Origin of the sequence: Chitinophaga dinghuensis, from assembly GCF_003259435.1 — a bacterium.
In the GTDB taxonomy this organism is placed as follows: domain Bacteria; phylum Bacteroidota; class Bacteroidia; order Chitinophagales; family Chitinophagaceae; genus Chitinophaga; species Chitinophaga dinghuensis.
Map to the genome: position 1 here is coordinate 182,032 of NZ_QLMA01000007.1, position 26,116 is coordinate 208,147.

A 26,116-nucleotide genomic window follows, 5' to 3' on the forward strand; every position below is an offset into this window, starting at 1 on the left:
CTGATCTTCTGTAAGCAATGAAAAAAAGTCAGTTCTTAGTGAAGGTATTTTGCCTGCTCCTGGCAGTCTCCCTTTCCCCATGGTGGGCGCAGGCGCAAACAGGCCAGCGTACTATCAAAGGAAAAGTAGTAGATGCGGTGTCTGGCGAAGTACTGCCGGGCGTGTCGGTATATGCCAGCAATAAAACAATTGGCACTGTCACCGGTACCCAGAATGTAATCGAGAATATCAGCATCGGCGCTATTACCGATGAAAAAGGGGAGTTTTCCCTGAAACTGCCGGATTCTCTCTCCGTAAAACAACTTACCATTGGTTTTATGGGGTACGAAACCCAGCTGCTGCAGCTTACTGCCAGCAATCACTACAAAATAGCGATGTCTAACTCCGGTAAAAACCTCAATGAGTTCGTATTTACCGGTTACCAGACCATTAAGAAGAATAAATCCACCGGCGCGATTGACAAAATCAGCATGGATAAAATCGATGTGGGCGGGGTGATGAGTGTGGAACAAATGCTGCAAGGACAACTCTCCGGCGTGGCTATCACGCCGCAATCCGGTGCTCCGGGCCAGGCGGCGAAAATCCGTATCCGCGGTACCTCCTCTTTACAAGGCACCCAAGATCCCCTCTGGGTAATCGACGGGCTGCCAGTAGAAGGCACCAACCTGCCTTCTATGGAAGATGCGAAAGCCATCGATCAGCTATACACTACTTCTATCGCAGGTTACAGCCCTTCTGATATCGAAAGTATCACCGTACTGAAAGATGCGGCTGCTACTGCTATCTACGGCGCCCGCGCTGCCAACGGGGTGATTGTGATCACTACCAAATCTGGTAAGAAAGGAGAACGCCTGTCTGTGAACTATCGCAATAACTTCACGTTCACACAGAAACCGGATCTGGGCCGACTGAACCTGATGAACAGCGACCAGAAAGTAGGACTGGAACTGGATCTGTATACATCCGACTTCACCTACGCACAGAATAACGGCCAAGTATCCCGCATTCTTCAGAAATACAATATTTCTCCGGAAGATCTTACTAATAAAGGATTTGACGGTATCGATGCTGCGGCACGCAACGAAATCAACGCACTCAGAGGGATTAATACCAACTGGAACGACCTGATCTTCCGCAGTGCCTTCACCCAGGAACATACCGTAAGCGTTTCCGGTGGCGGAGATAAAGCAGCTTATTACTTCAGCGGCGGATACTATGACGAAAAAGGCGCTACCATCGGAACCGGCGCTAATCGTTATAACATCACCCTGAAAACAGATTACGACCTGACCAGCAAACTGAAATTCTCTGCTGGCATCTTTGCCAATCAACGCAGTCAGACCTCTTTCAGTACTAACCGTGGCGGTAATACGAATCCTTTACAGTACTCCCGCCTGGCCAATCCATATATGAAAGTATTGGACGACAACGGTAACTATGTGTATGACAGAAATATCGGCGGCGACAGAAACGTAGTGGATTTCAACTTACTGGAAGAACGTAAAAATACCAGCAATACCCTGAAGACACAGTCGGTGAATACCAACTTCAAACTGGATTATGAAGTGATTCCCCGCCTGCATATCAGCTCCCAGCTGGGTATCCAGTCGGATATCACTACCGGCGAGCAAATTGCCCTCGGTAATACGTACTACGTAAGATTACTCGCAGACCAGAATATGCGTTTTGATCCAACCAGCGGCACGCAGAAAACCATTCTTCCTGACGGCGGCGTGATCAATAACAACAACCGTAATATGCAGCAGTATACGCTGAAAACAATGGCGGAATACAGCTTTAACCTGCAAAAGAAACATGACTTCAACTTCATGGTAGGTAATGAACTGAGAAGAGTAAAAGATAAATACATGACCAGCACCGGTTATGGATACGATCCTAAAACACTCACCACCATTCCTATCAAGTTCCAAAATGATAACGATATCAAAGACCTGTACAAAGACAGAACCCTCTATACAGAGAATGCTTTTGTATCCTTCTTTGGAACTGGTAGCTATACTTTCAATAATCGCTATACCTTAGGTGGTAGCATCCGTTTCGACGGTTCCGACCTGTTCGGGGTAGATCCAAAGTATAAATACCTGCCACTCTGGTCTGTAAGTGGATTATGGCGTGTAATGGAAGAATCTTTCATGAAAGATATCACCTTCATTAATACCCTGAATGTCCGCGCCTCTTACGGTTTGCAAGGAAATATTGATAAGAATACATCGCCTTTCGTAGTAGGCACCTATACCAATGTACCTATTCTGCCAGGTAATCCTTTGCAGACAATCAAAGTAGATGCACCACCTAATGCCAAGCTCAGATGGGAAAAAACCATCAACAAGAATATTGGTATCGACATCAGTATCCTGAAAAACAAGGTGAACATCACGGCCGATTACTATGATCGTCATGGTAAAGACCTGATCAACGTACGTGCATTGCCGTTAGAAACCGGTTTCCAGAATATGACGGTGAACTGGGCGGAAATGCGTAACCGTGGTGTGGAATTCAGCATCAATACCAGGAATATTACCCGTAAGGACTTCCGTTGGTCTACCGACTTCAACTTCTCTTACAATAAAAATACCGTACTGCGCGAAACCCTCCAGGACAATAGCTATTTCCCTTCCAGAGAAGGACAGTCTACCGGAACGATCTGGGGTATTGACTATGCTGGCCTGAATGAACATGGTATGATCCTCGTGAACCATGGCGGTAAAACACAGACCTTATCTGAACTGTTGCAGTTGCAGGATGATTTTGCGGGAGACCCGGATCTGGGTGGCTTATTCCCGTATTCTAATCTGACAAATGCACAGCAGAAAGCCCTCTTCCGCAATATGGGTACTTCAGATCCGCTGTACACAGGTGGTTTCAATAACAACTTCACCTACAAAAGATTTGACCTGGCTATCGGCCTGCTGTTTAACTTAGGTCAGAAAGTGAAGATAGAGCCTTACTACAATCCGTTCTACTACGATCGTGGGGCTAACTCCTCCAATAAAATCCTGGACCGCTGGACACCATCCAACCCTAACGGTCAGGCGCCTCCGTTGTTTGGAGATGGTCCTAATACGCCGGAAGATCAAAAGCTACTGGGCCACTGGTTGCAAGATAAATACTACCAGTTCACCAGCCTGGGATTATGGGTAAGAAATGGCGGCTATGTACGCGTACGTAATATCACATTAGGCTACCGCCTGCCAGAAGAGGTATGCACCCGCATCCGTCTGCAAGGCCTGAAAATTACGGCAGAAGCGCGCAATCCATTTGTATTCTCCGGTAACTACGACGGTTACATGGACCCGGAAACAATGGGTAATATCTATGCACAGCCAATTCCTAAAACATTTACCATCGGCCTGAATGCCACTTTCTAAATATTAACCAATGCGTAAAGTACTATATACCGCCGGACTGATAGGGGCATTGACCACTTTCTCTTCCTGCAAAAAATACCTGGATATCGTGCCTGTAGGGAAAGTAATCCCTACTACTGTGGCCGACTTCCGCAAAGAACTGGATGCAGGATATGCCATCATTAACTATGATAAAGGCCTGGCTTCCTACAGAGCAGATGAAATTAAAATGAATGAAAGTCGCTCCAGCGACGTCAATATGCTTCAACCCAACTATTTCTGGGATGAAAACAATGGCGCTAATATTTATACCTACGACTGGAGGGCTAAATATCAGCAGATATTCTATGCTAATCATATCATAGATGCAGCGCCTAATGCTACAGACGGTACCCAGGAAGAGAAAAATCAATTGCTGGGAGAAGCTTACCTGATGCGTGCTTACACGCATTTTAACCTGGTAAACCTCTATGGCAAACCTTACAACGAAGCAACCGCCGCTACTGATAAGGCTGTTCCGGTTATCATCAAGGTAGACCTGGAAAAAGTAAGTGGCCGTAATTCTGTGAAAGAAGTATATGATCAGGTAATCGCAGATATTGCTACCGGGTTGTCGCTCGTCAACGTAGATCAATATCAGACCGCAGCTTCGTATAAGTTTACGAAAGTCTCCGGTCTGGCCATGGCAGCGAGAGTATATCTCTACACGCATCAGTGGGAAAAGTCACTGGAAGCGGCAAAAGCAGTATTGGCGAAGAAAAACACACTGGTAGATTTTAATAAAGCTTCCACGCTGCCTACGCAGTACAATTCAGTGGAAACCATCCAGGCACTGGAACAAAATTATACCTCTGCTTATATCCAAACCGCTTTTGTTTCGGATGCATTGTATGCATTATACAATACTACCGGCGATTTACGTTTGAAAGTGTTTTATGGAAAAGACAGCAAAAACAATAACGTTGTCTCTAAAGTAAGTAACAGCAATAGTTTCCGTCAGTCATTCCGCGTGGCGGAAATGTACCTGATTGCAGCAGAAGCTGCTGCACAGCTGAATCAGCCGGAGCAGGCAAGAACTTTCCTGAATCAGCTGAAGAAAAACCGCCTTACAGCGGATTTCTATCAGACAGAAGAGGCAAGACTCGCTACACTGACTGGCGCCGCACTGTTGCAGGAAATATACAATGAAAGATCCCGTGAGCTGGCATTTGAAGGTCACCGCTGGTTTGACCTCCGCAGAACCACACAGCCGCAGATTGTCCATACTATCAAAAGTAAGACAGTTACCCTGCAGGCCGGTGATCCTCGCTATACCATCAAAATTCCGGTGGAAGCGATTGCAAATAATCCATTATTATCTGAATAACCGTATCGTGTAAACGAAAATTAAATGGCCGCTGGTATTGCACCAGTGGCCATTTTTGTTAGTTATCGTTCTATAATTGATGTGTAATAGAGTGCTGAGCCCTTATTGGTAGCAACGGAATGATTATAGGGAGACACGATATACACTGGTCGCATGATCTCCTCAAACCCTCAGAGTAACAACACGATTACATCAGTTTGCGGGTAACGGCATGCGACAAAGCATCCATAATGTTACTCACTTCCAGGCGCTGGAATATGCGTCGGCGGTAATACTTAACCGTGTCTGGCGAAACAAAAATTTTCTCCGCAATCTGTTGAATGGACAAACCTTGTGCATGTAAGCGTAATACTTCCAGCTCTCTTTCCGTAAGTACAGGCTTCTCTGTGGGGTACCATTTTTTAGTGGTTACATTTAACTCCCACGTTTCGCTGGAGCCTTCCTTTGAAATATGGACATTGCCTGCTGTCTGATGAGGAGAGAGGGAAACAATGCAAATCGATTTCCACATCCTTCCATCCTTGGTGAGAAAAAGGGGGGTGAGCTTATGATTGACAAGTATTTGCTTACCTTTTTTATCAATGAGGTGAAAATCATAACGGATACTGTACTTTTTCCGTTCCTGCAGAGGAATATCGGCATAGAACGCAAATGCAGCCTCATTCATCAACGCCAAAAATTCCAGGTCTTTTTCCGGAACATGCCGGAAGAAGAATTCATACCCTAGTTGTAAAACTTCCTTGGCTGTATACCCGCATAGAAACAACGGATTGTCTGATACATATTCAAACGACATATTAGTATAATCGATCAGGTATACACTTTCGTAGGTAAGACGGGCAAATGCTTTTACCACTTCCAGGTAGGATTGCGGCGTTTGGTCTTCCGCCGGGATTTCTTCTAACTTGTTTACTTTCAATAAACTGGAACTGGAGTTGTTTCTCATGTACAGCAATTAGGTCAGCATAAATTTACACTCTGGTGTAGGGTTTTGCAAAATATTTGTTTCCATTTTTGGCAGAAATATATTTTACACTATGGATTTGACGAATGTCAATACCGAAAGTCTGAGCGAAACTGCCGCTATTCACTGTCGGAACTGTAACAAAACTGTTAGCACTCAATACTGCGGCCATTGCGGAACTCCCATTGCTTTAAAGAGAGTAGATAGGCATTATGTCGTCCACGAGATACAGCATGTATTGCACTTTGAAAAAGGAATCCTTTACACCGTCAAGGAATTATTCATACGGCCGGGCAGGAATATCAGGATCTTTTTGAATGAGAACAGGAGCCGGCTTGTTAAACCGATTATTTTCATCATTATTACCTCCCTTCTCTTTTCTACGATTTCACATATTTTTCATCAGGAAAGAGATTACACGGCTGCACCCTTGGCCGGTTCTACCTATATGGCTTTTCTTGCCTGGTTAGAGGGGCATATAGGCTACGGTAACCTCATAATAGGGGCGTTTGTTGCTTTCTGGCTGAAATTGTTGTTTAAGAAAAGTGGTTATAACTACTTTGAATATATTATTATGCTCTGCTTTGTTCTTGGAACAAGTATGCTGATTTACTCTCTTTTCGCACTGATAACAGGGCTGACCGGGGTAAAAATGGCTTTAATAGAAGGACTGGTGCCTTTTATTTATTGTATCTGGGCGATAGGGCAGTTCTTCGATGGAAAGAAAGTGGCGAGTTATATCAAGGCATTGGTAGCCTATTGTCTGGGGATGTTCTTCTGCCTCTTCACTGCTTTACTTTTTGGGATACTGATTGACATCCTGAAGAAGTAATAAGAAGAAGTAATAAAGAGAAAGAGCAAAGTGAATATTATCACTTTGCTCTTTTTTATGATTTAATGTACGTGTTCTTTAAAGATTCGGTTCAGCCAGCGCAACATCAGGAATATCACCGCTGCGGCCCCTCCCAGCAACAGGAAGTTGACCAGGAAATAATTAGCCTTGTTATCATAAGTATCCCACAAAGTAGCCAGAATACCAGAAAGCTTATTACCGATGGAAGTTGCCAGGAACCAGCCACCCATCATCAAGGAAGTAATACGGGCCGGACTCAGTTTAGATACAAGAGATAAGCCCATTGGACTGAGGAATAATTCCCCAACGGTAATGATACCATAACATCCGATCAGCCACCAAGGCGACGCCTTAATAGTTCCATTACTACATACGTACACTGCGCCCACCATCATTAGAGTAGAAAGTGCCGATATGAGTAGTCCCATGGCAATTTTGGTTGGTGTTGAGGGCTCCTTGTTACGTTTACGCAGCAGTGCAAAGAGCAGTACGATCAATGGTGTCAGTGTAATTACAAAGAAAGGATTGATGGACTGGAACAATTCTGTGTTGAACAAACTGATACTTTGTCCTTCAGCAGGCATTTTCTCCGGCGCCATATTATTGAAGTATACGGGTTTGGCCCAAACCTTCACTGGCTTACCTGCTGCATCGCGTATAATCCGGAACTCCTGATCATAGGCCGTGATAGAATCCGGTTTGTTCATTACTGACTCAACGAGGTACAGCTTTTGTGCTGGTTGGTCAATAACGGCAGGAATTTCTCTGTCAGTATAATATTGTGCCCAGGTAGTCAGGGCTGTACCATTTTGCTTGAATACTGCCCAGAAAACGATGGATACAGCGAAGATAGACAGCAATGCCGCCATGGGTCTGCGATCTTTTGTATCTGCCTTTACCAGCAGAGATACAAAGAACAATAAGATAGGAATACATGCAAAAATAAAGGCATCTGTGGAATCAGATCCGAAGATATTGCCAGGAATGAACCAGGCGCCAAGTCCTACTACAATTGCAGGCAGGAATACGATGGAGAATATCTTGCTTAATGGCATATCGCCGTCCTGTACTGGTTTGCGTACATCTGCATGCTTGTAATGTTTCAGCCCAATGGAGAAGATGATTACTCCCAGGAACATACCAATACCTGCCGCAATAAATGCCGCGCCCCAACCGATGGAGTTACGGAGGAAGGCCGCAAAGAAGTTACAGATAAAAGCACCGATATTAATCCCCATATAGAAGATATTATAACCGGTGTCCTTGCGACTACGATATTGATCGTCGTTATAAACATTTCCCAGCAGGGTGGAGATATTGGGCTTAAAGAAGCCGTTCCCGATACAGATCAGGGCGAGGGAACTATAAAATACGGTCAGGTTATGAACGGATAATCCGATATAACCTATTCCCATTAATATACCCCCGATGATAATGGATTTACTGTAGCCGAGTTTACGGTCTGCTATCAGTCCCCCGAGAAAGGGAGTCAGGTATACAAAGGCGATAAAGGTGCCGAAAATATCCGCAGCAGTAGCCCTATCCATGCCCCAGCCACCTTTGGCGGTATCGGTCAGGTACAGTTGGAAAATGCCGAGAATCAAATAAAAACCAAAGCGCTCCCACATTTCCGACAGAAATAGGAAAGGCAATGCAACTGGATGGTTACGCGTTTTTTTCATGTAAGTGAAAAGCTCTAAGTACGTGATATAGGTTATTATCTTGCAGTAATCCGGGCATTACCGGCCACCGCCAAACTGCTAAAATAAGGAATTGTATCGTTAATTCCTTCAAATGGAGCCGTTAAACAGGCCAGCAGTATATGATTCATGAAAAGAAAGTTTAAAGTTTTCTTCATCCTGGAACACAAGCAGTTATTATTCCGAATGGTTATCTTCGTTCGATATATGCTGTCCTTATGCCTACAATGATCACATCCGGGAAGCCTGTCCAGCGCGCCATATTGGTATTATTGGCCCTTAATACGCTTGTTCTCTTATTTCATATTAGCCTGGCGCTAAAAATAGTGCCGTATGATATCGCCTGGGGCGGGCGCTTAAAAAATGATGCAGATATGTACCGGTTGGAGGCGGTCTCCATAGCGGTTAACCTTCTGTTTAGCGTTGTGCTGCTGGTAAAAGGAGGCTGGGTACGTATTACGGTTCCTGTTAGGATAGTAAATATTTTGCTTTGGATATTCTTCGCACTCTTTCTCCTGAATACCGTTGGTAATCTGTTTGCTGCTACCTTGTTTGAAAAATGCTTTGCGGTACTGACATTGATTTTTTCGCTGCTGATTGGCGTTGTACTGTTCAGCAAAAAAGAAGGGGATAAGACAATATAAAATTATTTAAAAGCATAACGTAACCAGATCACTTCATCCCGCAATGTCTCGCAGGATATCAGTTGCAGGTGTCTGCCTGGCGCGCCTGATAAAAGTCCGGGTACATCAAATACCGTAGTGCCGCCTGTGGTACCGTCTGCAACTGGGGCCAGGAGCAAACTCAGCTCATCTATCAATCCAGCTTTCAGCATACTCCCATTGGTGGTGCCTCCACCTTCCAGCATAATCAGTTGGATAGGAAAATGTTTTTCAATTTCTTGCAGCGCCACCGCAAAATCCAGTTCCTCTTCTCCGGCGAAGAGGTAAGAAATCTTTCTTTTCTGCAGATATAACAAGTACCCATCACTCACAGATTCGCTCAATATTTCAATGATATGGTCTCCGCTGATATCATTGGATTTCCAACCCAGTTTGCCCTGGGAATCCGCAGCAATGGCGAAAGATCTGGCATCCGGATTTCCTATAAATGCTTTTCTTTCTACCGTTTTACCAGCAGTGGATTCCGGAACCGGCGTCTCTGCATTGGTAAATTCACTCATGGTAATCCGCCCGCAAAGCCATGCATCAGGTTTAAAGGAGGCATGACATTCTTCATATAACCCAGAAAAAGATTGATTATACAAAGCTTCTCCCCAGTCGCTCACCTTAATCTTTCCATCTACTGAGGCAATCATATGGCAAATCACTTTCATAGTAGTATGCGGTTTTATCTCTATAATACAAGCGAATGCCCGGTTTGTTCTGAAAGGAGGCTAAACGCTGATTGGTTTATGTTAGAGAACGCCAACTGAGACCATGAGAGAAATGTCAGGTGCGAAAATTAATGGCAATTATTTTTCCTGCCGGGAGATAACATCCGTCATGAATGCAGTAACCCTGACGGCTATACGATCCCTTATCCAATTTGTTTTAGCAATGTCGAGTTCGTTCAGAATGGCATTGTTGTCCTCATTAAAATCAGTGAGTATATCTTCCAGGAATTCCTGTTGGATAGCATCCATTCTCTGGGGATTGGAGGGGTCCAGTCGGCCAGTCTTTGATAAGGCGCTATCCAGTCGGTTCTTCGTGATATAAAGGGCCATTTCTTCCACAAGAAATGATAGTTCTTCCGTACGGGAACTCACTTCAGGAATGTAAGACCATTTCTCTGCTTCATGGAATTTCTTTTCTTCATCGAATTCCGGATTTTTCAATTTAATCACCGGCCGAAAGGAGAGGGTGGACAGTCCACTATGACTGAACGGTTTAATCACAATGCCTTCTATCAGATTAGGGCTCAGCGCTGGCAGTTGCAATTGTGTCGGCACCAAGGAATCTATTCTGGTATTGAAATTCAGGGCTTCATTCCATTTGCCGGAGAAAAGTATCTTGGCATAGAAAATTTCAAATCGCTCAAAATAGGCAACAGCCTGATCATAATCCAGGTAATACTTAGAGTCCTCTTCCGTAGTTTCGAACGCAATATCGAATGCACAGAAATGTATATCGGGACTATAATAAACCCCGGTCTGAATGGCTTGTACTGCTGTATTGGGAGTTACGTCGGGATGCGGATATTGGCCGCCAAATAGCTCTCCGTAAATAATGTACCTATGTGCTGGAATTTGCTGCTGTAGCGCTTCAAAGAGGTGGATAATGCGTTCTTCCAGTGCTGCCGCAACTGCCTGGAAGCCGAAGAAATCATCATTCCATTTGAGATAATCCTTGCGTTTGGCGTATTTCAACTGACGATTTTCATATACAAAACTGAAATTAGCGCCATGAATTTTCTCCGTCACCACCCACTTTAATTTGTTGAGATCATGCTGTTCTTTGTCCGTGAGATGCAGGCCTTTCAAACTTTTGGGCATTTTTTCATATTCCGTATTCTTGTCCATACTATACGCCGTAATTAGGTTAATCAAATCAGATATTACGGGCAAATTACCAATATTTTAATGGATTATAGAGAGACACGCGTCTTCCAACCGGCAAAAAAATATTTGTGTAGTTAAATGGCTACATGTATATTTGTAGTCAAATGGCTACATAATGAATTTAAGAAGAGATGTATTTCAGGCAATAGCAGACCCCACCAGGAGAGCGATCTTACTGTTGGTGGCCACGCAAGCCATGACTGCCGGAGCCATTGCATCCAACTTTGATACTGCCAGGCCCACCGTTTCCAAACACCTGGCCATACTCACAGCGTGCGAACTGCTCCAGCAGGAACAAAACGGAAGAGAAATTTATTATCATATAAACGCCAGGAAAATGAAAGAAGTGGCAGATTTCATTGAACCATTCCGCCAGATGTGGGATGACCGGTTTAATAAACTGGAAGCGATCATGAAAAATTATAAACCTAAAAAGTAACCGTCATGGAAAACCGTACGAAAATCAATGCTGAATCCGGAAAGCAGGATCTGCACATCATCCGTGAATTTGAACTGCCGGTAGACTTGCTTTTTAAGGCCCATGAAGATCCGGAAATCATTGAACAATGGATGGGGACCCATGTACTTAAACTGGAAGGTAAAAAGCATGGCAGCTGGCAATACCAGACAAAGAATCAGGAAGGGAAAGTCATGTTCCAGGCAAATGGAGCGATCCATGAATGGATACCGAATGAAAAAATTACCCGGACTTTTGAAATGGAGAATATGCCTTTCGGCGTTACCCTGGAGCTCATCACCTTTGAAAAACTAACCGATGATACCAGCCGGCTGCATATCCATGTGATCTATGAATCCGGCGATAAGAGAGACCAGAACCTGAAAATGGGCATGGTACAAGGTATTAACATGGCGCATGATCAATTACAGACTGTTGCAGGCAAATTAAAATAATATCCGATGAAACATACGTCAAATGGTAAAGTAGACGCCTTTTTTGATATGGCAACTCAGTGGGAGAAGGAAATGGAAAAACTCCGCGATATCATGCTGGATTGTGATCTCACAGAAGAACTGAAATGGGGTAAGCCTTGTTACGCCAACGATGGGAAGAACATTGTCATTATTCAGGGATTCAAGGAATACTGTGCGCTGCTGTTTTTTAAAGGCGTTCTAATGAGCGATCCGGATGGTATCCTCATTAAAACCGGCGAAAATACGCAAGTGGGGCGCCAGGTAAGATTTACCAATATCAAAGAGATCAACAAGCTCGCGCCAGTGTTGAAAGCTTACGTGTATGAGGCCATTGAACTGGAGCGTGCCGGTATGAAAGTGGAAGTCAACAAGGATAATTCCATACCAATTCCCGCAGAACTCCAACACCAGCTGGATACCAACAAAAAATTCAAGGCGGCCTTCCATGCTTTAACCCCTGGAAGACAACGCGCCTATATCTATTATTTCTCTTCGCCCAAACAGTCGAAAACACGGGAGTCCAGAATTGAAAAATACATTCCGCAAATCCTTGAGGGAAGAGGAATGAATGACTGATGTCTTATCGAACATTTTTATGATGTTGATTGTAAAGGGATTAACCATAAAAATGTAGACATGAACATCCTGAGGAATTCTATTGTGGCGGTAGGTATGCTACTATTAACCATCTGTACCGATCTTAGCAATGCCTGTACCAGAGTGGTTTATAAAGGCCCTAATGGGTTAGTCATCACCGCCAGATCAATGGACTGGAAAGACGACCTTTTTACAGATCTCTGGATTTTTCCGAGAGGAATGGAACGTAATGGCGAAACAGGCGCCAATACCATCAAATGGAAGTCTAAATACGGAAGCGTCATCGCCGCTGCTTATAATGTTTCCAGCACAGATGGCATGAATGAAAAAGGACTGGTGGCAAATGTCTTGTGGCTGGCGGAATCAACTTATCCCAACTGGAATGCAGGAAAAAAAGGCCTTACCATTGCTGCATGGGTACAGTATGTGCTCGATAATTTCGCTACTGTGAAAGAGGCCGTGCAAGAACTTCGCCAGGAGAAATTTGTGATTGTAACAGATGCTGTTCCTGGTCAGGAAAGATTAACCACCCTGCATTTGTCCCTGTCGGACCCCAGCGGGAACAATGCCATCCTGGAATATATCAATGGAAAACTGGTGATCCATGAAAGCCCTGACTATACTGTAATGACCAATTCTCCTATTTTCGACAAACAACTGGCCCTGAATGAATACTGGGAGGAAATAGGAGGCCTGACCATGTTGCCGGGAACCAACCGGGCGGCCGACAGATTTGTAAGAGCTTCCTTTTATATTAACGCGCTGCCTAAAACAGAAGACAGGCAGCTAGCTATCGCCAGCGTATTTAGCGTCATCAGAAACTGTTCTGTTCCACTGGGTATTTCCACTCCCGGCCAACCTAATATCTCTTCTACAAGATGGAGAACAGTAGCTGATCAAAAAAATCTAGTGTATTATTTTGAGTCTGCACTTACGCCCAATACTTTTTGGGTGGATTTTAAAGATGTAGATTTTTCCGCCAATGCCCACGTAAAAAAACTCCCCCTCGCGAAAGGAGAAATATATGCCGGTAATGCTGCAAAATCATTTATAAACAGCGAACCATTCAAATTCCTGGGGCGCGAACAATAAAGCATCAGCTCTTTTAGAGGAAACCCTTGCGTAACAAGCACGCAAGGGCTTTTCATTGCCGGATTTTGAAAGTACAATGTTTTTTGGCTAACTTCACTTTTGCCAACAGTAATGGTTAAATCTTTCCTATCCGAAAATGAACAGCATGAAAAAATGCGCGCTCAAATTGCCCTTACTTATATTGATTTGTACCCTTATCAATATACTCCCCGTAAATGGACAAAATAGCTCCAATATTTATATTTCAGATATAGATCATTTCTGGGAAGCTTTTGATGCCGTACACCTGGAGCCGGATTCCGCCAAACAAGTACAGATCATGAAAACGCTGTACACGGATAAAGCTACTCCCGGCCTGAAACAGTTTATGGAGGTAAGGCGTTTTGATGCCGCTAAACTGGTAGACAATATCAACAAACATCCCAAATTCTGGGCCTCCATCCGTCCCAATACCCTTCGGGTAAAAGAGAAAATCCCTGCTATCGAAACTGCAGTCAAAGATTTCCGCAAAATCTATCCGGAGCTGAGAGACGCTAAAATGTATTTCACGATCACGGCTACACGCTCTGCCGGCACTGTGCAGGATTCCATCTCCCTGATTGGTACGGAACTGGCCACCGGCAATAAATACACAGATGTATCAGAATTTCCGGATAACCGCCTGGTCAACTTCTTCAAAAATCAGGAAGCAGATAACATCCTCATGGTGGCCGTTCACGAGTACGTACACACGCAGCAGCATGGAGAAGGCAAAATCCTGCTGGGACAAGCCCTCTCAGAAGGAGCATGCGACTTCATTGCAGAAAAGGTGCTCAAAACAACACTCACCAACAGCTATTTAGTATATGGCCGTAATCATGAGGATACCCTGAAAACCCAATTCAAACAGGAAATGATGGGGACCGACTATTCCAACTGGTTGTATAACGGAGCTGTCATCAAAACCATGGGAGACCTGGGGTACTTTATGGGATATGTTATATGTAAGTCCTACTTTGCGCATGCGAAAGACAAGAAGAAGGCTATAAAAGATATCATCACCCTAAATTATGCTGATCAAACAGCTATTCTCAAATTCCTGGACGATTCAAAATATTATCAATAAATATCTTCAAATAGTATGTCAGCGTTACAAATACCTGCTTTTTTAGAAAGCGCTTTTGTAGCTGGTACCACCAGCGAGTCAGGCGCACGTAATTGCACTTTTTATACTGTCAATCCTGGTCAGTTAAAAATTACCAGCGGTCAGTTAATTGCATGTGATCCTTTTATCCTGGATTTGGAAAGTCCCTTCAGTACTGTGTTTCCTACTGGTGAATTTCCAGTTCAACTGGGTGTTGCCAAATTTGAAGACGATGAAAGAGTCGCTTTTGCCCGCATCAAATTTTCGGAGGAACAACCTGTTTCCTGGAACATGGCCCTCTGTGAAGGAGATGATATCTCTACCCTGAAAGCGGATGAAATTTTTGGTTATGGTGTGGACGCAGGTACTGGCGCATTTATGGATATCACTGCAGCAGAAGAACTGGATGAATTCCTACAGGAAAAGGACGATAACTACGACCAGTTGACCGAAGAAATGGAAAAAACGTATGCGCATACACGTAGCTGGATGATGTGGAACGGTAAAGCTGCCAACGCTGCCTTTTTCAGCTCCGGCTGGGGAGATGGCTTTTATGGCTCTTATATCGGTTATGATGCGGGAGGGAATATTTGCAGATTGGTAACCGATTTCGGCGTTGTATTTTAACAGCATATTGAAGAAAAGAAGTACGCATATCTGGTTATAACATTTTTTGCTAATTACAAGCTGTAAATTGTCCCTGATGTACACCTGCTCCACGCTACGGTTCAAACATCAGGGACAATGAGGCAGTGTCTCCCTACATTAGTTTAGTGAAACACCGCTATACACGCAGCCATTAACGTGAGCCCTATTAATGTATAGTAGGCTGTTTTCGTATAGGGCTTGCCCTGAAAACGTATATTGATCCCCGTTACCAACAGAAATACAGCTGTCTTGGGAACTACCTTGTAATAATTTACATGTGGGTATTTAAAAGCTACCAGGATGCAGCCTGTTACCAATATTGTAATACCCGTTATCAGTCCGGTATAGTCCCGGGGGCCTGCTCCCCGGTTGGGCCACATCATGCCTAAGTGGAGGAGATATGCGGCGAATGCCAGGAAATGTATCAGCAAAATAATACTAAAGAGCATATACCTGTTTTTTGGTAGTAAAGAGATAGTAAGGGCCTGCGGTAAAACAAATCAATATGGCAGTAAGATGCGGATATAGATGACTGGTCAGGTGATGCGGATCTTTCAATACAATCAGGAAGTCGGCACAAGGTACCAGTCCCATACAGAGCATCATCCAGCCCAGACTCCGATATTCCTTACTGAATAATAATACCAGCGTCAGCAATCCCACCCCGAAATCGCGGATTCCTTTGATATAATGGAATGCAAACGAAATATGCGGACCGGTCTGTATACCAAAATCGGCTTCTGCCTGTTGTGGCACCAACAGAAAGCGCAGCCCTATGAAGAGCAGCAGCAATCCTGTGGCCAGAGAAATAAAATAGAAAGCTTTGTGTGCGGTTGTTTTCATGGCTTTGTGTTTATGATGATACAAAGCTATGCACCAAAAAATCCCTGTTCGTTCACCCAGGTTAATAAATCATTTGGCCAGCCTTTTTCTGATCCGGCTGAGAGAAGGAGGTTTTACCCCTACATAGGAAGAGATATAGTACTGAGGGAGCCGCTGTACCAGTTCAGGGTAGGTTTCCAGAAATTGAAGGTATCGTTGTTCGGGATCTTTCGTATATATTTCCTTCAGTTTTCGTATAGCCTCCACGTATTGAAATTCACATGCGAGTCGCCCGAATTTCTGCCCTTCTTTTACATGTATATACAGCTCCTGTAAATGATCATAGGAAATCGACAGGATAACGGAGGGTTCAATGCACTGGATGGCTGCATGGGAAGGAGAATGATCGAGAAAGCTTTCATAATTGCAGGTATATTCCAGGTCCTTATTAAAACCGGTGGTCATTTCTTCTCCCGTTTCTTTGGTAACAATATATCTCACCAGGCCGGATTCAATGAAACCTACTTCCCGGCATATCTGACCCTCCCGCAGAAAGAAATCGCCCTTCGCATATACTTTGGGAATAAAGCGGGAAGAAATCCATTCCTTTTCGTCATCCGACATATGAATAAGCTGGGAAATCTGCTGGATCAGTTCTTGATGCATGGTCAAATTTTGTTCGCAATTATACAATTTCAGGCTGTGGGAATTAACTTTTTTTGTAAAAAAATACAACGATGAAAAGAAAGTTGCTGCTATCACTGCTGATGGGAATGACCATTTTTAACTACGCTAAAGCTGGTGACGATCCCCTGAAGGATATTAGAAAAATAATAGAGGCAAGCAATGCCATTTACGCCGACCTGGCCAATAAAGAGGATGCCTCCATTCTTACCCGCTACACCGACGACGCATGCCTGTTTCCTCCCAATGCAGCTCCTGTATGTGGGAAGGATAATATGCTGAAATTCTTTAAGTCAGGCCCCAAGGTGCAGGTAAAATTCACCATCCAACACCTGTACGGCGATGGGAAAGAATATGTAACAGAAGAAAGTTTTTATGAAATGACCGACATGAACGGTAAGAAAATGGATGAAGGCAAAGTAATTGTCATCTGGAAAAAAACAAATGATGGCTGGAAAATGTACCGGGATATGTTCAGTAGTAATGGACCTTTAAAGCAATAACGCCGGCCTAAAATCCAATGTTCACCGCCTGTTGAAGGTCGATATCCCCCTTGATTGGCGAGCGCCTGGCGGCAGAAGGAGGGATGCCCGTAAATTTCCGGAATTCCCGTATAAAGTGGGCCTGATCATAGTAGCCGCAGTCATATGCAATGTCTGTTAAGGAAGCGTTGCTGTTCAGGACCTGGGCCAGACTCTTATTAAACCGTACAACGGAAACAAAGGAAGCTGGACTAATACCCACATTATGCAGGAAAAGCTTCTGGATATTTCTTTCTGACATCCCGGAATGTTGTGCCAGGGCCGTCAAATCAAAATGGTCGTAGGTTTTGAGAAGATGGGTGCAGAGTTGTTGCATTACTTCCATCTTTTTGAGCTGTTTTTCATTCTTTCGGAGTTTTTCCAGAAAGTAGGTTTCCAGAACGTTGATTTTCATTGCAATGGAATCAACGGTCATCAGCCTGTCGTATAATGCTGTTATTTCTTTTGATAAGACGTCCTGCATATCTGTAGCGTAATTCGTAAACGCATCAGCAGAATGCGGAAAAAATACAGCACTGGCGTGAGGATAAAGCCGTGCAATCAATACAGCAGTTCCCTTGGAAACCGTCAACCGCGTAGGTAGGGTAAGATGCCCCAGTAATTCTATAGCAGGGGTGTCTTTCCACCTGCCGTTGATGATGGTGGCTGCTGATCCTGAGGAAACATTTATAACCATATCCACATAGCCGCTGGGGAAGAATACCTCATTTTCCAGCTGGGCATCAATCTTAACAAGGGTATAATTCTTTATATACGGGGCCAGTATTGGCGAGGGTAAGAATTGCATCTAAAGTTGCATTAAATCTGCCTACTATAAAGTTATACTTTTTTCATGCATCTCCAGAAAAAAGACCTCCTTTTCCCGTAGAGGAGGTCTTTGCAGTTACCTACAGGAATGTATCTTTGTTGGTAATCAATGAAACACCAGATACCATCCACATTTGAACGGATAAAAAATACACTGGGGCAGGAACAGCAATCGCTGCGAGAGCAGAAAAACGCATGGCTGTTAAAACGGAATAGTCTCACCCCAACTGTCCAACTACAGTTAGATGCAACGTTTAAAGCAACTTTCGAATTGCTGAACGAACAATTCCTGGCGCCTACCAGCATGGAATTAGCTCCCATATTGCATCAACTGGAGGGTCTGATAAGAGAAGGCGCTTCCGCACACAGATTGGGGCAGGACGAATTGGGCAGTTTCAATCTGGCCATGTTTATAAAATATTTAAATGTTGTTCAGGGAGACGAATGTCTGTCGCTAGCAGCATCGGTGATCCAATCGTCGGTTGTTGCGGGGGCCCATTTATACCGGCAAAGGGCCTACATAGGCAACGGAGGAGATACCTGTATAGAATGGGTATTGCTTTATCTGGGGCAGGGCATTGATGAGCATAGTTTGGGCCTCAAGTCGTTGCCCACTTACCAGCTATGCTACAGGATTTTACCCTGGCTGATGGGCACAGATCCGGAGGCAGGGAAAGGAATACGGGAAATATTTTATTTCGAACACTTTCTCCAGTTTTTACAGGAATCGCCGCAAGTCGCTTCGTTGCAGGAGCAGGTAATACAGCGAATGATATGTCATGGGTATGCGCTGTTTGAATCCAGGACACTGAATACGCCGGCGTTTTATTTCAATAAGTTAGCAGGTATGCAGTTGCATTGGTTAACCATGTTGTTTCCTTCAGATGAACCAGCGGTGAGCGTTTATCTGGAAAAGTTACGTCGCCGGCTAAACGCTGCTATGTTAAAGGATTTATTGAATGCCTTCACGAGTAATAATAAAGCAAGAAAACACTTCAAATCATTTTTCTCTTCTAAGCCGCATTGGTTACTTTCTGCCATTATTACCGTGGCTCCGGAAGAGGTATTCCGACTGGTACAGCGCAATGAACAGGATATGTTGGCCCCTTTTCTGAAATATAGTAAACGGGAACTGGCATTGCTGCGTAACGGGAAGGGACAAACGATGCTGGAATTTGCATGCGCTACCAGAGGCGTGGTAGAGAATACGATACAACTATTACAACAAATCCGGGTTTAATCTAAAAAAAATTATCAAGCTCATCTATATGATGTTGATTTTCATATGAAGGGATTCTGTATATTTGATACATAACCTTTTCAAATGAAACGATGCTTGTTTCAGGGGTTATATCTGTTGTTGCTGCTGTTATTTCCTGTTTTTAAATGTTACTGCCAGGATCGCCTGTATGTAGTAAATGGGACTGATTTGGGGTATGTAGACGTCTCCAATGATACCTATACAAAAATGGTTTCCCTACCTTACCTTTTTGAAGATCTGGCCATTACGCCAGGTGGGAAATTCTATGGCATATACAGCGGCGCTATCTTTGAGATAAACCCTACAACGGGTGTCTGTACATTAATAACGTTGACGAATACAGTAGGTTTCAGTTTTGGTAACTCGTTGGTGAGCGACCGAAATGGAGATTTATATGTGGCGGGCGACAATAACCTGTACAAAATAGATATGACCGCTCGTACCATATATTTTCTTGGTAAAATGCAATACCCCTCAGGCGGAGATCTTTGTTTTAGTGATGGTCGGCTCTATGTGGCTACCAATACCAATCTCCTGCTGGAAATCACGCTCGATGCGGCCAGAACTAAAATCGTTGCCCAGCGGAATGCCGGTCAAATGACTGTAAAAGGAAACGTCTACGGTATTGGTTGCAACCAGTATGGTATCTGTTATGTCATCAGCACCCTCTCCGAACTGGCGCTGGTGGACCTCCAGGATGCTACCACCTATATCATCGCAAACCCTGTGAGTGGCCCTATGGCCCAGGTAAACGGCATCGCCATGACGGACGAAGGTAAGAATGACAAGGATATTGAAATTTGTGGTAATGGCATTGACGATGATCATAATGGCCTGATTGATGATGCAGATATGGCCTGTCGTTTAAAAAGAGGCGCCTGTACTACCGAAAGCAAGGAATTGTTTCGAGAAGATTTCGGGACAGGCACAGGATTCGGCGATGCATTGACTGGCTTGAGTAGCGCCGCATATCAGTTTACCAATACGTCCCCTCAGCGGGAAGGTTTTTATTCCATCATCAACAATCCCCAACTGGCTAAAGGAGATAATACCTGGAAGTCGATGCCAGATCATACCGGGCAGCCTAATGGTCGTATGTTGGTGATCAACGGATCTGTAATCCCGGGAGAATTCTATCGGAAGAAATTCAGCGGTATATGTGGAGGACAACAATATGCATTGTCGTTCAGCGCCTGCTCAGTTATTTCACCGACGCTGTCCTGTGGAGCGAATACAGTGCCTATTCCTTCCCGGGTACGGCTACAGATAGCAGACGATAATGGGAACATATTAGGAGAAATCCCCGAACGGTATATCCCGGTAGACCCTAATCCTGCTGGCAGTTGGAAATCATATGGATTCCTGTTCACATTGCCACCGAACCTGAGTAGTTTCCAGGTGATATTACTGGATGATGCCCCTGGAGGTTGTGGCAATGATCTGGCCATAGACGATATCATATTGAGTACCTGTAAACCTGTCGTACCCATTCTAATCAATAAAATACCGGTGAATAAATATACCGGATGCGTAGGCAGCAGTATTGAGTTTTCTGTGGACCTGACAGGACTCACCTTCGCGAAACCGGTGTACCAATGGCAGAAATTTGATACGCCTTCTGCTACCTGGAAAAATATTACGGGTGGGACAGGAGCAACGTATACCCTTGGGAGTGCCCAGTTAACAGATGCAGGGCAGTACCAGGTACTGATCACTGATAATACCACGGGTAGCTGCGTAGGAGGGGCGCAGTCGGAAATAGTGGATCTCACCATGAAAACAGCGCCTGTGCTAACGGTGACAGCTGCCATGACTATCTGCAGTGGTAACCAGTTGCAATTGCAGGCTACCACTACAGATGTGCCCACCAGCGCTGTTTGGAAAGGGCCTGATGGCACTAATTACACCGGATTGAATGCCGTAGTAACTACTTCGGCTGCAACAAAGAATACAGGGGATTACATCCTGAACTTCACCTCCTCTTCGGGATGTACCATCATTGCTACAACAAATGTCACCGTAAAAGATGGTAGTAACATTGATTTTACTTTGTCTGCCTCTCAGGTCTGCATTGGTAAAACCTTATCCTTACAGGCAACGGGAATTGTAGCAGATGGAAATTATACCTGGAGTGCTGCGGGGAGTCCTACCATTACCGGGCCGCATACCCTTACGCCTCAATTCAGCTGGAATACGCCAGGTGTCTATGCTATTCAGCTGGCGGTACCCAATGTTTGCATAGGTAACGGACAGATTACGCATAGTGTAACAGTGAATGGGGTTCCTGCTCCTGGTGTAGTTTCTTTTAATCCCGGCGTATGCCAGGACGACACTATGTCGATTATTGTTTCGGGAGCGGGAGATGCCAGTATCCAATGGCGTATTGGAGGCAGTCCTGTTATCACTGGAACAGGAGACCATGTGATTGTAAAATGGAGTGCGACGGGGATTTACCCTGTCGCCTATACGCTTACAGGCAGTTGCGGAACGTTGGCGGTGAATGTGCCGCAGCCGGTAATAGTGCATCCGCTGCCTACGGTATCTTTAGGTCGGGATACGATTATTTGCCATGATGCCCAGTTCTTTATTCAACCGGTTGTCAGTGAGGGTGTCAATAGTTATAGCTGGCAGGATGGGCCTTTTGGCTCTAAGGCGGGGTGGTTGGCTACTGCGCCATCGACGGTTAAGATCAAGGTGAAAAATCAGTGGGGGTGCATTGCGACCAGTTCTATCAAGTTGGGTGAAATGCATTGTGGCTGCGATGTGTATGTGCCTACTGCCTTTTCGCCGAATGGGGATGGTCGCAATGACTTGTTCCGGCCAGTGGTGTATTGTGCGGCCAGTAAGTATTACTTTCAGGTGTTTAACCGTTGGGGCCAGCTGATATTCAGCAGTCATAATCCTGGTGAAGGCTGGAATGGAATGGTGGGGGGTAGGAGAGCGGAAGTTGGCGGATATTTATGGATGCTGGAATATGAAAACCCGGAACAACCTGGAATCATCCGGAAGACAGGGACATTTACTTTAATCTTATAGGTGGTGTTGATGCTTTGGGGGCGTAGCAAAATAATGCTGTTCCAGAAATGGGTCTCACATTTAAGATTTGTTTGCTCAACATTGTATCATCTGTAGCTAACTCAATGAATGCTGTTCCTGAAATGGCCTCCATATCCATTAAAGACTTATAATCAATAGCTACAACCATTAATGCTGTACTTGAAATACCCTCATCATTCATTGAATGGCTTATGAGTCCGGCATTCTATAATCAAGGCTACAACCATGAAAACTGTTCTTGAAATGGTTTACCATTCATTAAAGGCTTATGAGTTCAACATCCTATTATCAATAGGTAAATCCATTAATGCTGTTCTTGAGATACCCTCATCATTCATTGAAGGCCTATGAGTCCAGCATCCTATAATCAAGGCTAAAACCATGAAAACTGTTCTTGAAATGGTTTACCATTCATTAAAGGCTTATAAGTCCAGCATCCTATTATCAATAGCTAAAGCCATGAATGCTATTCTTGAAATACCCTCACCATTCATTGAAGTCTTATGAACCCAACATCCTATTATCAAGACTAAAGCCATGAATGCTGTTCCTGAAATGGTTTCACTATTCATTAAAGGCTTATAAGTCCAGCATCCTATTATCAAGGCTAAAACCATGAATGCTGTTCTCGAAATGGCCTCACCATCCATTGAAAGCTTATAAGTCCAACCTCGTAGAATTAGCTAAAACTTGTGATGGGCCTTACAATCTATGGAAGGCTTATCCCCCTGTTCCTGAGGTGACGGCACGAAGAAAATAGAACCTTGCAAATCTTGCGACCGAAAGTACTACCTGTAGCCAATCCTTACGGAGCATATTCACTCAGGTGGCCATTTGCGTGCGTCGATCCTTAAGCGCTTTTACTGCTCCCTAAATTCCCAGCATTACCAACACCATGCAGTGCGGATAACTGCATGGTATCGATAGCTGCGGACCCCTCTGCCCATATTGGGAAACTATTGTTTGGTCAGTGTAAAGGTGAATTTATCTCCGTCTGCGAGGGAGTTTTCTACATAATACACCAGTGTTTTACAGTTATAGCTGGATACGGTACCTTGAAGAATACCGTCGCTGATCAGGGTTTTACCTTCCAACTTCCAGGTGCCCTCCTGATTACCGTCAGGTTTGCAGACGATACCTGCATCCGTGAAGGTATAGGTACCATTCGTTTTTAAAGTAAGGATGTCATCTTTTTCACAATCCTCCATTTGAGCGAGGAAGTCAACAGGGGTGGCATTGGCACTGGCCTTGTATTGGAGGGCGGTTACCTTATAGTTGCCTACCAGGTTGGCTACATTGACTTCACAACTGTTATTATTGTTGTTGGGTTGACTATCTTCTTTCTTACAGGAATACAGGATACTACCGGATACGAGGGCAATCAGAGCCCATTTCATAGAAGCTGATTTCATAAATTTCAGTTGCATGGATATTTTGTTTAGTAGTAATACCCCATACCGGAATCCAATGGTTGGGTAAAAAGAAAAAAATATTTTTTTTAGGTTTGACCCAACCTTTGCAAAAAATCAGGGGTACTACTATTGAGCCGGTACATTTTTATACTTTCCCGGTAGTTGTCATCAGTGAGAAAAATTTTATAATGAAGTATTCGGTATTAGTAATAGGGGCGGCTTTTTTAATGAGTAGCTGTACATCGATGAAACTGGCAGTGCCAGAGGCTTTTAAGCAACAGGCTACCATGCATCACGTAAATGGGGCCAGAGGAAATAAGATGTCATTTGCTAATTTTAAGACGTCTAAAATTAAAAGAGGGGTACATGTGATTTATCCTAACTGGGGGCGTGGGCATGGCTTTTTCCTGGAAAACCTGGTACTGCACCGGATGGGAATTGAAAAATCGGAGACGGTAGAAAATGAGAAAACCCGGTTCCGGTACAGTCTTTCGGACGGGAATAACCAGGTAAATATTTATGCCAATGAAATGCAGGTCACCGTTAAGCATGAATATAATACGACTAACTATATTGGTATCTTCAGCAGTTTCGAAAAATTGCAGCAATATAATTATGTCTTTTCTGCGGTCATCCGTTCCGATTCAGCGCAGGATAGCCGGGACTGGGAACTGGTAATGACGAACCTGTATGACCGTCAAGCCCAGCGAGACAATAACCCGTTTACTTTTATCAGTCGGGAAGATAAAGGACTGGCTACCAATGGGCAGGATACCATATTTGTCAAACCACTCAGTATCAGAAAAACAGAGACCACCAATGGCAAACCCGGAAAGCTGCCATTTAAAGTCATGTCCGGATATGAGCTAAGTACCAGCGGAGGCGTGATAGGCATTATAGACATGATAGACCGCAATGTATGGTTTTACAATGAACTGGATAATACGGAAAAATTGCACCTGACGGCAATCGCCACCGCACTCTTTGCCAGAAAAGTACATGATGTAAAATGGTAATTACTAGGGAGATGAAAGTCGCCCGCCACTGAAAAAACATACCGGCTTTAGGCCGCAGAATAATTTGAAACGATTGATTAAGCGCTGGAACAAGATATAAGCCATATCATTCAGTCCTGCTGTAGCAACAACAGGAAAGCACAGGAACAGCTGTACCGGCTTACCTATAGCTTTGCCATGGCTATTGCCATGCGCTACGCCCTGGATGAACATGAAGCGGCTGATATCCTCGGACAGGCTTATGTCAAAATGTTTCGCAGCATCCAGTCATTCGATGCTACCAAAGGGAATTTTCACGGCTGGCTGAAACGCATCGTCATCAATGAAGCACTGGATCAGATCAAACAAAGGAGTAAGTTTTCTCACCTCGAACTGGAATCGGCAGAAGAACCCTTTGTCAATAACAGTATCATCGAGAAAACAGATGCAGCAGCCATCATGCGCCTGATAAAACAATTACCACCCGCTACCCATGCGGTCTTCGTACTATTTGCAATCGACGGCTATACCCATAAAGAAATTGCCGCAGAACTGCATATCAGCGAAGGAACCAGTAAATGGCATCTAAGCGAAGCAAGAAAAATACTGCAACAAAAAATAACAACATTAACTTAGTGAATAACACCACCCGATACGAGCAATTAATAGCTGAAAAGCTGGAACAAATGCCAGTCCCCGATATGGCGGACAGCATCTGGGCCGGCATTGAAGCACAGCTGGACGCGGTGGTGGAAACAACTCCGGACCAGGATACCTCTTTCAAATGGAAAGGGAAAACCTGGTTCGGCATCGCCGGAATCGCCATTATCGCCTCCGGCATCTGGTGGTACAGCCAATCCGCTACACCTGAAACTCCTGTAACAACACCTGCGCCTACATCTACACCTACGCCTGCAACATTATCTGCTCCTGCGCCTCCAACGCCGGACAGCAATACCATTATTACACTACCCCAAACGCCTGCAAAACATAAAGATACCATCGAGCTCCCCGCAGCACCCTTCAGTAACCCCTTGACAGATTCTGTACCTGCACGGTATTTACCACTGATGACACCAGATTCTGTCCACATCCCAACAACAATTCCCGCAAAACCACACCAGCAGCCAGATACAGTGGTAATCCCCCCAGCGCCAAAGAAACCCAAAGGCGTAAAAGGAATTACCAGTGATGATTATAAAATTACCGTTGATAAAGATTCTGTGAACAAGACTCATTAATAAAACCTATATTCAACCGGAAACGTTTGCTAATCGAATAAAAGGTAGACTGGAAGCAGTTCGAGGTACCTTGTCTCCCTAAAATAACAAC

Annotated in this window: 26 protein-coding genes; 16 read left to right on the top strand and 10 right to left on the bottom strand. The window is 44.3% G+C overall.

From position 1 onward, the window contains the following. Positions 1-17: 17 nt before the first annotated feature. Both CLV59_RS20610 and CLV59_RS20615 read left to right on the top strand, forming a co-directional pair. The gene (locus tag CLV59_RS20610) at positions 18-3,389 is read left to right on the top strand and encodes a SusC/RagA family TonB-linked outer membrane protein (RefSeq protein ID WP_111593972.1); all 3,372 of its coding nucleotides are present in this window, start codon (positions 18-20) and stop codon (positions 3,387-3,389) included. Between the two features lie 10 nt (positions 3,390-3,399). Further along, the gene (locus CLV59_RS20615) at positions 3,400-4,734 is read left to right on the top strand and encodes a RagB/SusD family nutrient uptake outer membrane protein (RefSeq protein ID WP_111593973.1); all 1,335 of its coding nucleotides are present in this window, start codon (positions 3,400-3,402) and stop codon (positions 4,732-4,734) included. 187 nt (positions 4,735-4,921) lie between these two features. Here the strand turns inward: CLV59_RS20615 and CLV59_RS20620 are convergent, their stop codons facing one another. Continuing rightward, positions 4,922-5,680 (bottom strand): response regulator transcription factor, encoded by a 759-nt coding sequence (locus CLV59_RS20620; RefSeq protein ID WP_111593974.1) that lies wholly within the window; start codon positions 5,678-5,680, stop codon positions 4,922-4,924. Between the two features lie 91 nt (positions 5,681-5,771). Between CLV59_RS20620 and CLV59_RS20625 the strand changes: the two genes are divergently transcribed. Continuing rightward, positions 5,772-6,530: a DUF3667 domain-containing protein gene (locus CLV59_RS20625; protein ID WP_111593975.1), complete on the top strand. Its 759-nt coding sequence runs from the start codon at positions 5,772-5,774 to the stop codon at positions 6,528-6,530. A 62-nt stretch (positions 6,531-6,592) separates the two neighbouring features. On the opposite strand, the gene CLV59_RS20630 is transcribed toward CLV59_RS20625, so the two are convergent. After that, on the bottom strand, positions 6,593-8,233 hold the full coding sequence (locus CLV59_RS20630) for a peptide MFS transporter (protein WP_111593976.1): 1,641 nt from the start codon (positions 8,231-8,233) through the stop codon (positions 6,593-6,595). A 236-nt stretch (positions 8,234-8,469) separates the two neighbouring features. Between CLV59_RS20630 and CLV59_RS20635 the strand changes: the two genes are divergently transcribed. Further along, complete coding sequence (locus CLV59_RS20635; RefSeq protein ID WP_211323994.1) at positions 8,470-8,895, top strand: hypothetical protein; 426 nt, start codon at positions 8,470-8,472, stop codon at positions 8,893-8,895. A gap of 2 nt (positions 8,896-8,897) precedes the next feature. On the opposite strand, the gene CLV59_RS20640 is transcribed toward CLV59_RS20635, so the two are convergent. Beyond that, positions 8,898-9,587, bottom strand: a complete 690-nt coding sequence (locus CLV59_RS20640; RefSeq protein ID WP_111593977.1) for a dihydrofolate reductase family protein — start codon at positions 9,585-9,587, stop codon at positions 8,898-8,900. Between the two features lie 138 nt (positions 9,588-9,725). After that, the gene (locus tag CLV59_RS20645) at positions 9,726-10,772 is read right to left on the bottom strand and encodes an RNA ligase family protein (protein WP_211323995.1); all 1,047 of its coding nucleotides are present in this window, start codon (positions 10,770-10,772) and stop codon (positions 9,726-9,728) included. A gap of 154 nt (positions 10,773-10,926) precedes the next feature. Between CLV59_RS20645 and CLV59_RS20650 the strand changes: the two genes are divergently transcribed. The 6 genes from CLV59_RS20650 to CLV59_RS20675 all read left to right on the top strand — a co-directional run bounded on the left by CLV59_RS20650 (position 10,927) and on the right by CLV59_RS20675 (position 15,183). After that, complete coding sequence (locus tag CLV59_RS20650) at positions 10,927-11,250, top strand: ArsR/SmtB family transcription factor (protein ID WP_111593978.1); 324 nt, start codon at positions 10,927-10,929, stop codon at positions 11,248-11,250. Between the two features lie 5 nt (positions 11,251-11,255). Beyond that, positions 11,256-11,723, top strand: coding sequence for an SRPBCC family protein (locus tag CLV59_RS20655; protein WP_111593979.1), 468 nt, complete (start codon positions 11,256-11,258; stop codon positions 11,721-11,723). Between the two features lie 6 nt (positions 11,724-11,729). Continuing rightward, a complete protein-coding gene (locus CLV59_RS20660; protein ID WP_111593980.1) occupies positions 11,730-12,320 on the top strand; it encodes a YdeI/OmpD-associated family protein in 591 nt (196 codons plus the stop codon). Between the two features lie 60 nt (positions 12,321-12,380). Then, positions 12,381-13,433: a linear amide C-N hydrolase gene (locus CLV59_RS20665; RefSeq protein WP_111593981.1), complete on the top strand. Its 1,053-nt coding sequence runs from the start codon at positions 12,381-12,383 to the stop codon at positions 13,431-13,433. Positions 13,434-13,578: 145 nt separating this feature from the next. Then, positions 13,579-14,538: a hypothetical protein gene (locus tag CLV59_RS20670; protein ID WP_146616261.1), complete on the top strand. Its 960-nt coding sequence runs from the start codon at positions 13,579-13,581 to the stop codon at positions 14,536-14,538. Between the two features lie 15 nt (positions 14,539-14,553). Beyond that, positions 14,554-15,183, top strand: coding sequence for a DUF4241 domain-containing protein (locus CLV59_RS20675; protein WP_111593983.1), 630 nt, complete (start codon positions 14,554-14,556; stop codon positions 15,181-15,183). Positions 15,184-15,326: 143 nt separating this feature from the next. On the opposite strand, the gene CLV59_RS20680 is transcribed toward CLV59_RS20675, so the two are convergent. The 3 genes from CLV59_RS20680 to CLV59_RS20690 form a co-directional block, all read right to left on the bottom strand. Then, positions 15,327-15,653, bottom strand: a complete 327-nt coding sequence (locus CLV59_RS20680; RefSeq protein WP_111593984.1) for a hypothetical protein — start codon at positions 15,651-15,653, stop codon at positions 15,327-15,329. Further along, entirely contained in the window at positions 15,643-16,047 is a 405-nt protein-coding gene (locus CLV59_RS20685) for a DUF4267 domain-containing protein (RefSeq protein WP_111593985.1), read from the bottom strand. The genes CLV59_RS20680 and CLV59_RS20685 overlap by 11 nt, the downstream gene beginning before the upstream one ends. A gap of 69 nt (positions 16,048-16,116) precedes the next feature. After that, positions 16,117-16,692, bottom strand: a complete 576-nt coding sequence (locus CLV59_RS20690) for a Crp/Fnr family transcriptional regulator (protein WP_111594205.1) — start codon at positions 16,690-16,692, stop codon at positions 16,117-16,119. A gap of 71 nt (positions 16,693-16,763) precedes the next feature. Between CLV59_RS20690 and CLV59_RS20695 the strand changes: the two genes are divergently transcribed. Then, the gene (locus CLV59_RS20695; RefSeq protein ID WP_211323996.1) at positions 16,764-17,213 is read left to right on the top strand and encodes a YybH family protein; all 450 of its coding nucleotides are present in this window, start codon (positions 16,764-16,766) and stop codon (positions 17,211-17,213) included. A gap of 7 nt (positions 17,214-17,220) precedes the next feature. Here CLV59_RS20695 and CLV59_RS20700 read toward each other — a convergent pair whose 3' ends face one another. Further along, on the bottom strand, positions 17,221-18,039 hold the full coding sequence (locus CLV59_RS20700) for a helix-turn-helix transcriptional regulator (protein WP_111593986.1): 819 nt from the start codon (positions 18,037-18,039) through the stop codon (positions 17,221-17,223). Between the two features lie 129 nt (positions 18,040-18,168). Here CLV59_RS20700 and CLV59_RS20705 point away from each other — a divergent pair, with 129 nt between their 5' ends. Together CLV59_RS20705 and CLV59_RS20710 are read left to right on the top strand one after the other, a co-directional pair. Continuing rightward, complete coding sequence (locus tag CLV59_RS20705; protein WP_111593987.1) at positions 18,169-19,299, top strand: hypothetical protein; 1,131 nt, start codon at positions 18,169-18,171, stop codon at positions 19,297-19,299. Positions 19,300-19,383: 84 nt separating this feature from the next. Further along, positions 19,384-22,356 carry a T9SS type B sorting domain-containing protein gene (locus CLV59_RS20710; RefSeq protein ID WP_111593988.1) on the top strand — a complete coding sequence of 991 codons (2,973 nt, stop codon included), beginning with the start codon at positions 19,384-19,386 and terminating at the stop codon, positions 22,354-22,356. On the opposite strand, the gene CLV59_RS20715 is transcribed toward CLV59_RS20710, so the two are convergent. Both CLV59_RS20715 and CLV59_RS20725 read right to left on the bottom strand, forming a co-directional pair. Then, positions 22,340-22,558 (bottom strand): hypothetical protein, encoded by a 219-nt coding sequence (locus tag CLV59_RS20715; RefSeq protein ID WP_111593989.1) that lies wholly within the window; start codon positions 22,556-22,558, stop codon positions 22,340-22,342. The two genes, CLV59_RS20710 and CLV59_RS20715, sit on opposite strands and share 17 nt — an antisense overlap. Before the next feature lie 775 nt (positions 22,559-23,333). Further along, complete coding sequence (locus tag CLV59_RS20725; RefSeq protein WP_111593991.1) at positions 23,334-23,804, bottom strand: lipocalin-like domain-containing protein; 471 nt, start codon at positions 23,802-23,804, stop codon at positions 23,334-23,336. 212 nt (positions 23,805-24,016) lie between these two features. On the opposite strand from CLV59_RS20725, the gene CLV59_RS20730 reads away from it, so the two are divergent. From CLV59_RS20730 to CLV59_RS20740, 3 genes are all read left to right on the top strand, one after another. After that, positions 24,017-24,805, top strand: a complete 789-nt coding sequence (locus tag CLV59_RS20730; RefSeq protein ID WP_146616262.1) for a hypothetical protein — start codon at positions 24,017-24,019, stop codon at positions 24,803-24,805. Positions 24,806-24,901: 96 nt separating this feature from the next. Then, positions 24,902-25,420, top strand: coding sequence for an RNA polymerase sigma factor (locus CLV59_RS20735; protein ID WP_262511911.1), 519 nt, complete (start codon positions 24,902-24,904; stop codon positions 25,418-25,420). Then, positions 25,420-26,025: a hypothetical protein gene (locus CLV59_RS20740; protein WP_146616263.1), complete on the top strand. Its 606-nt coding sequence runs from the start codon at positions 25,420-25,422 to the stop codon at positions 26,023-26,025. Before CLV59_RS20735 ends, CLV59_RS20740 begins: the two co-directional genes overlap by 1 nt. The last annotated feature ends 91 nt before the right edge of the window (positions 26,026-26,116 follow it).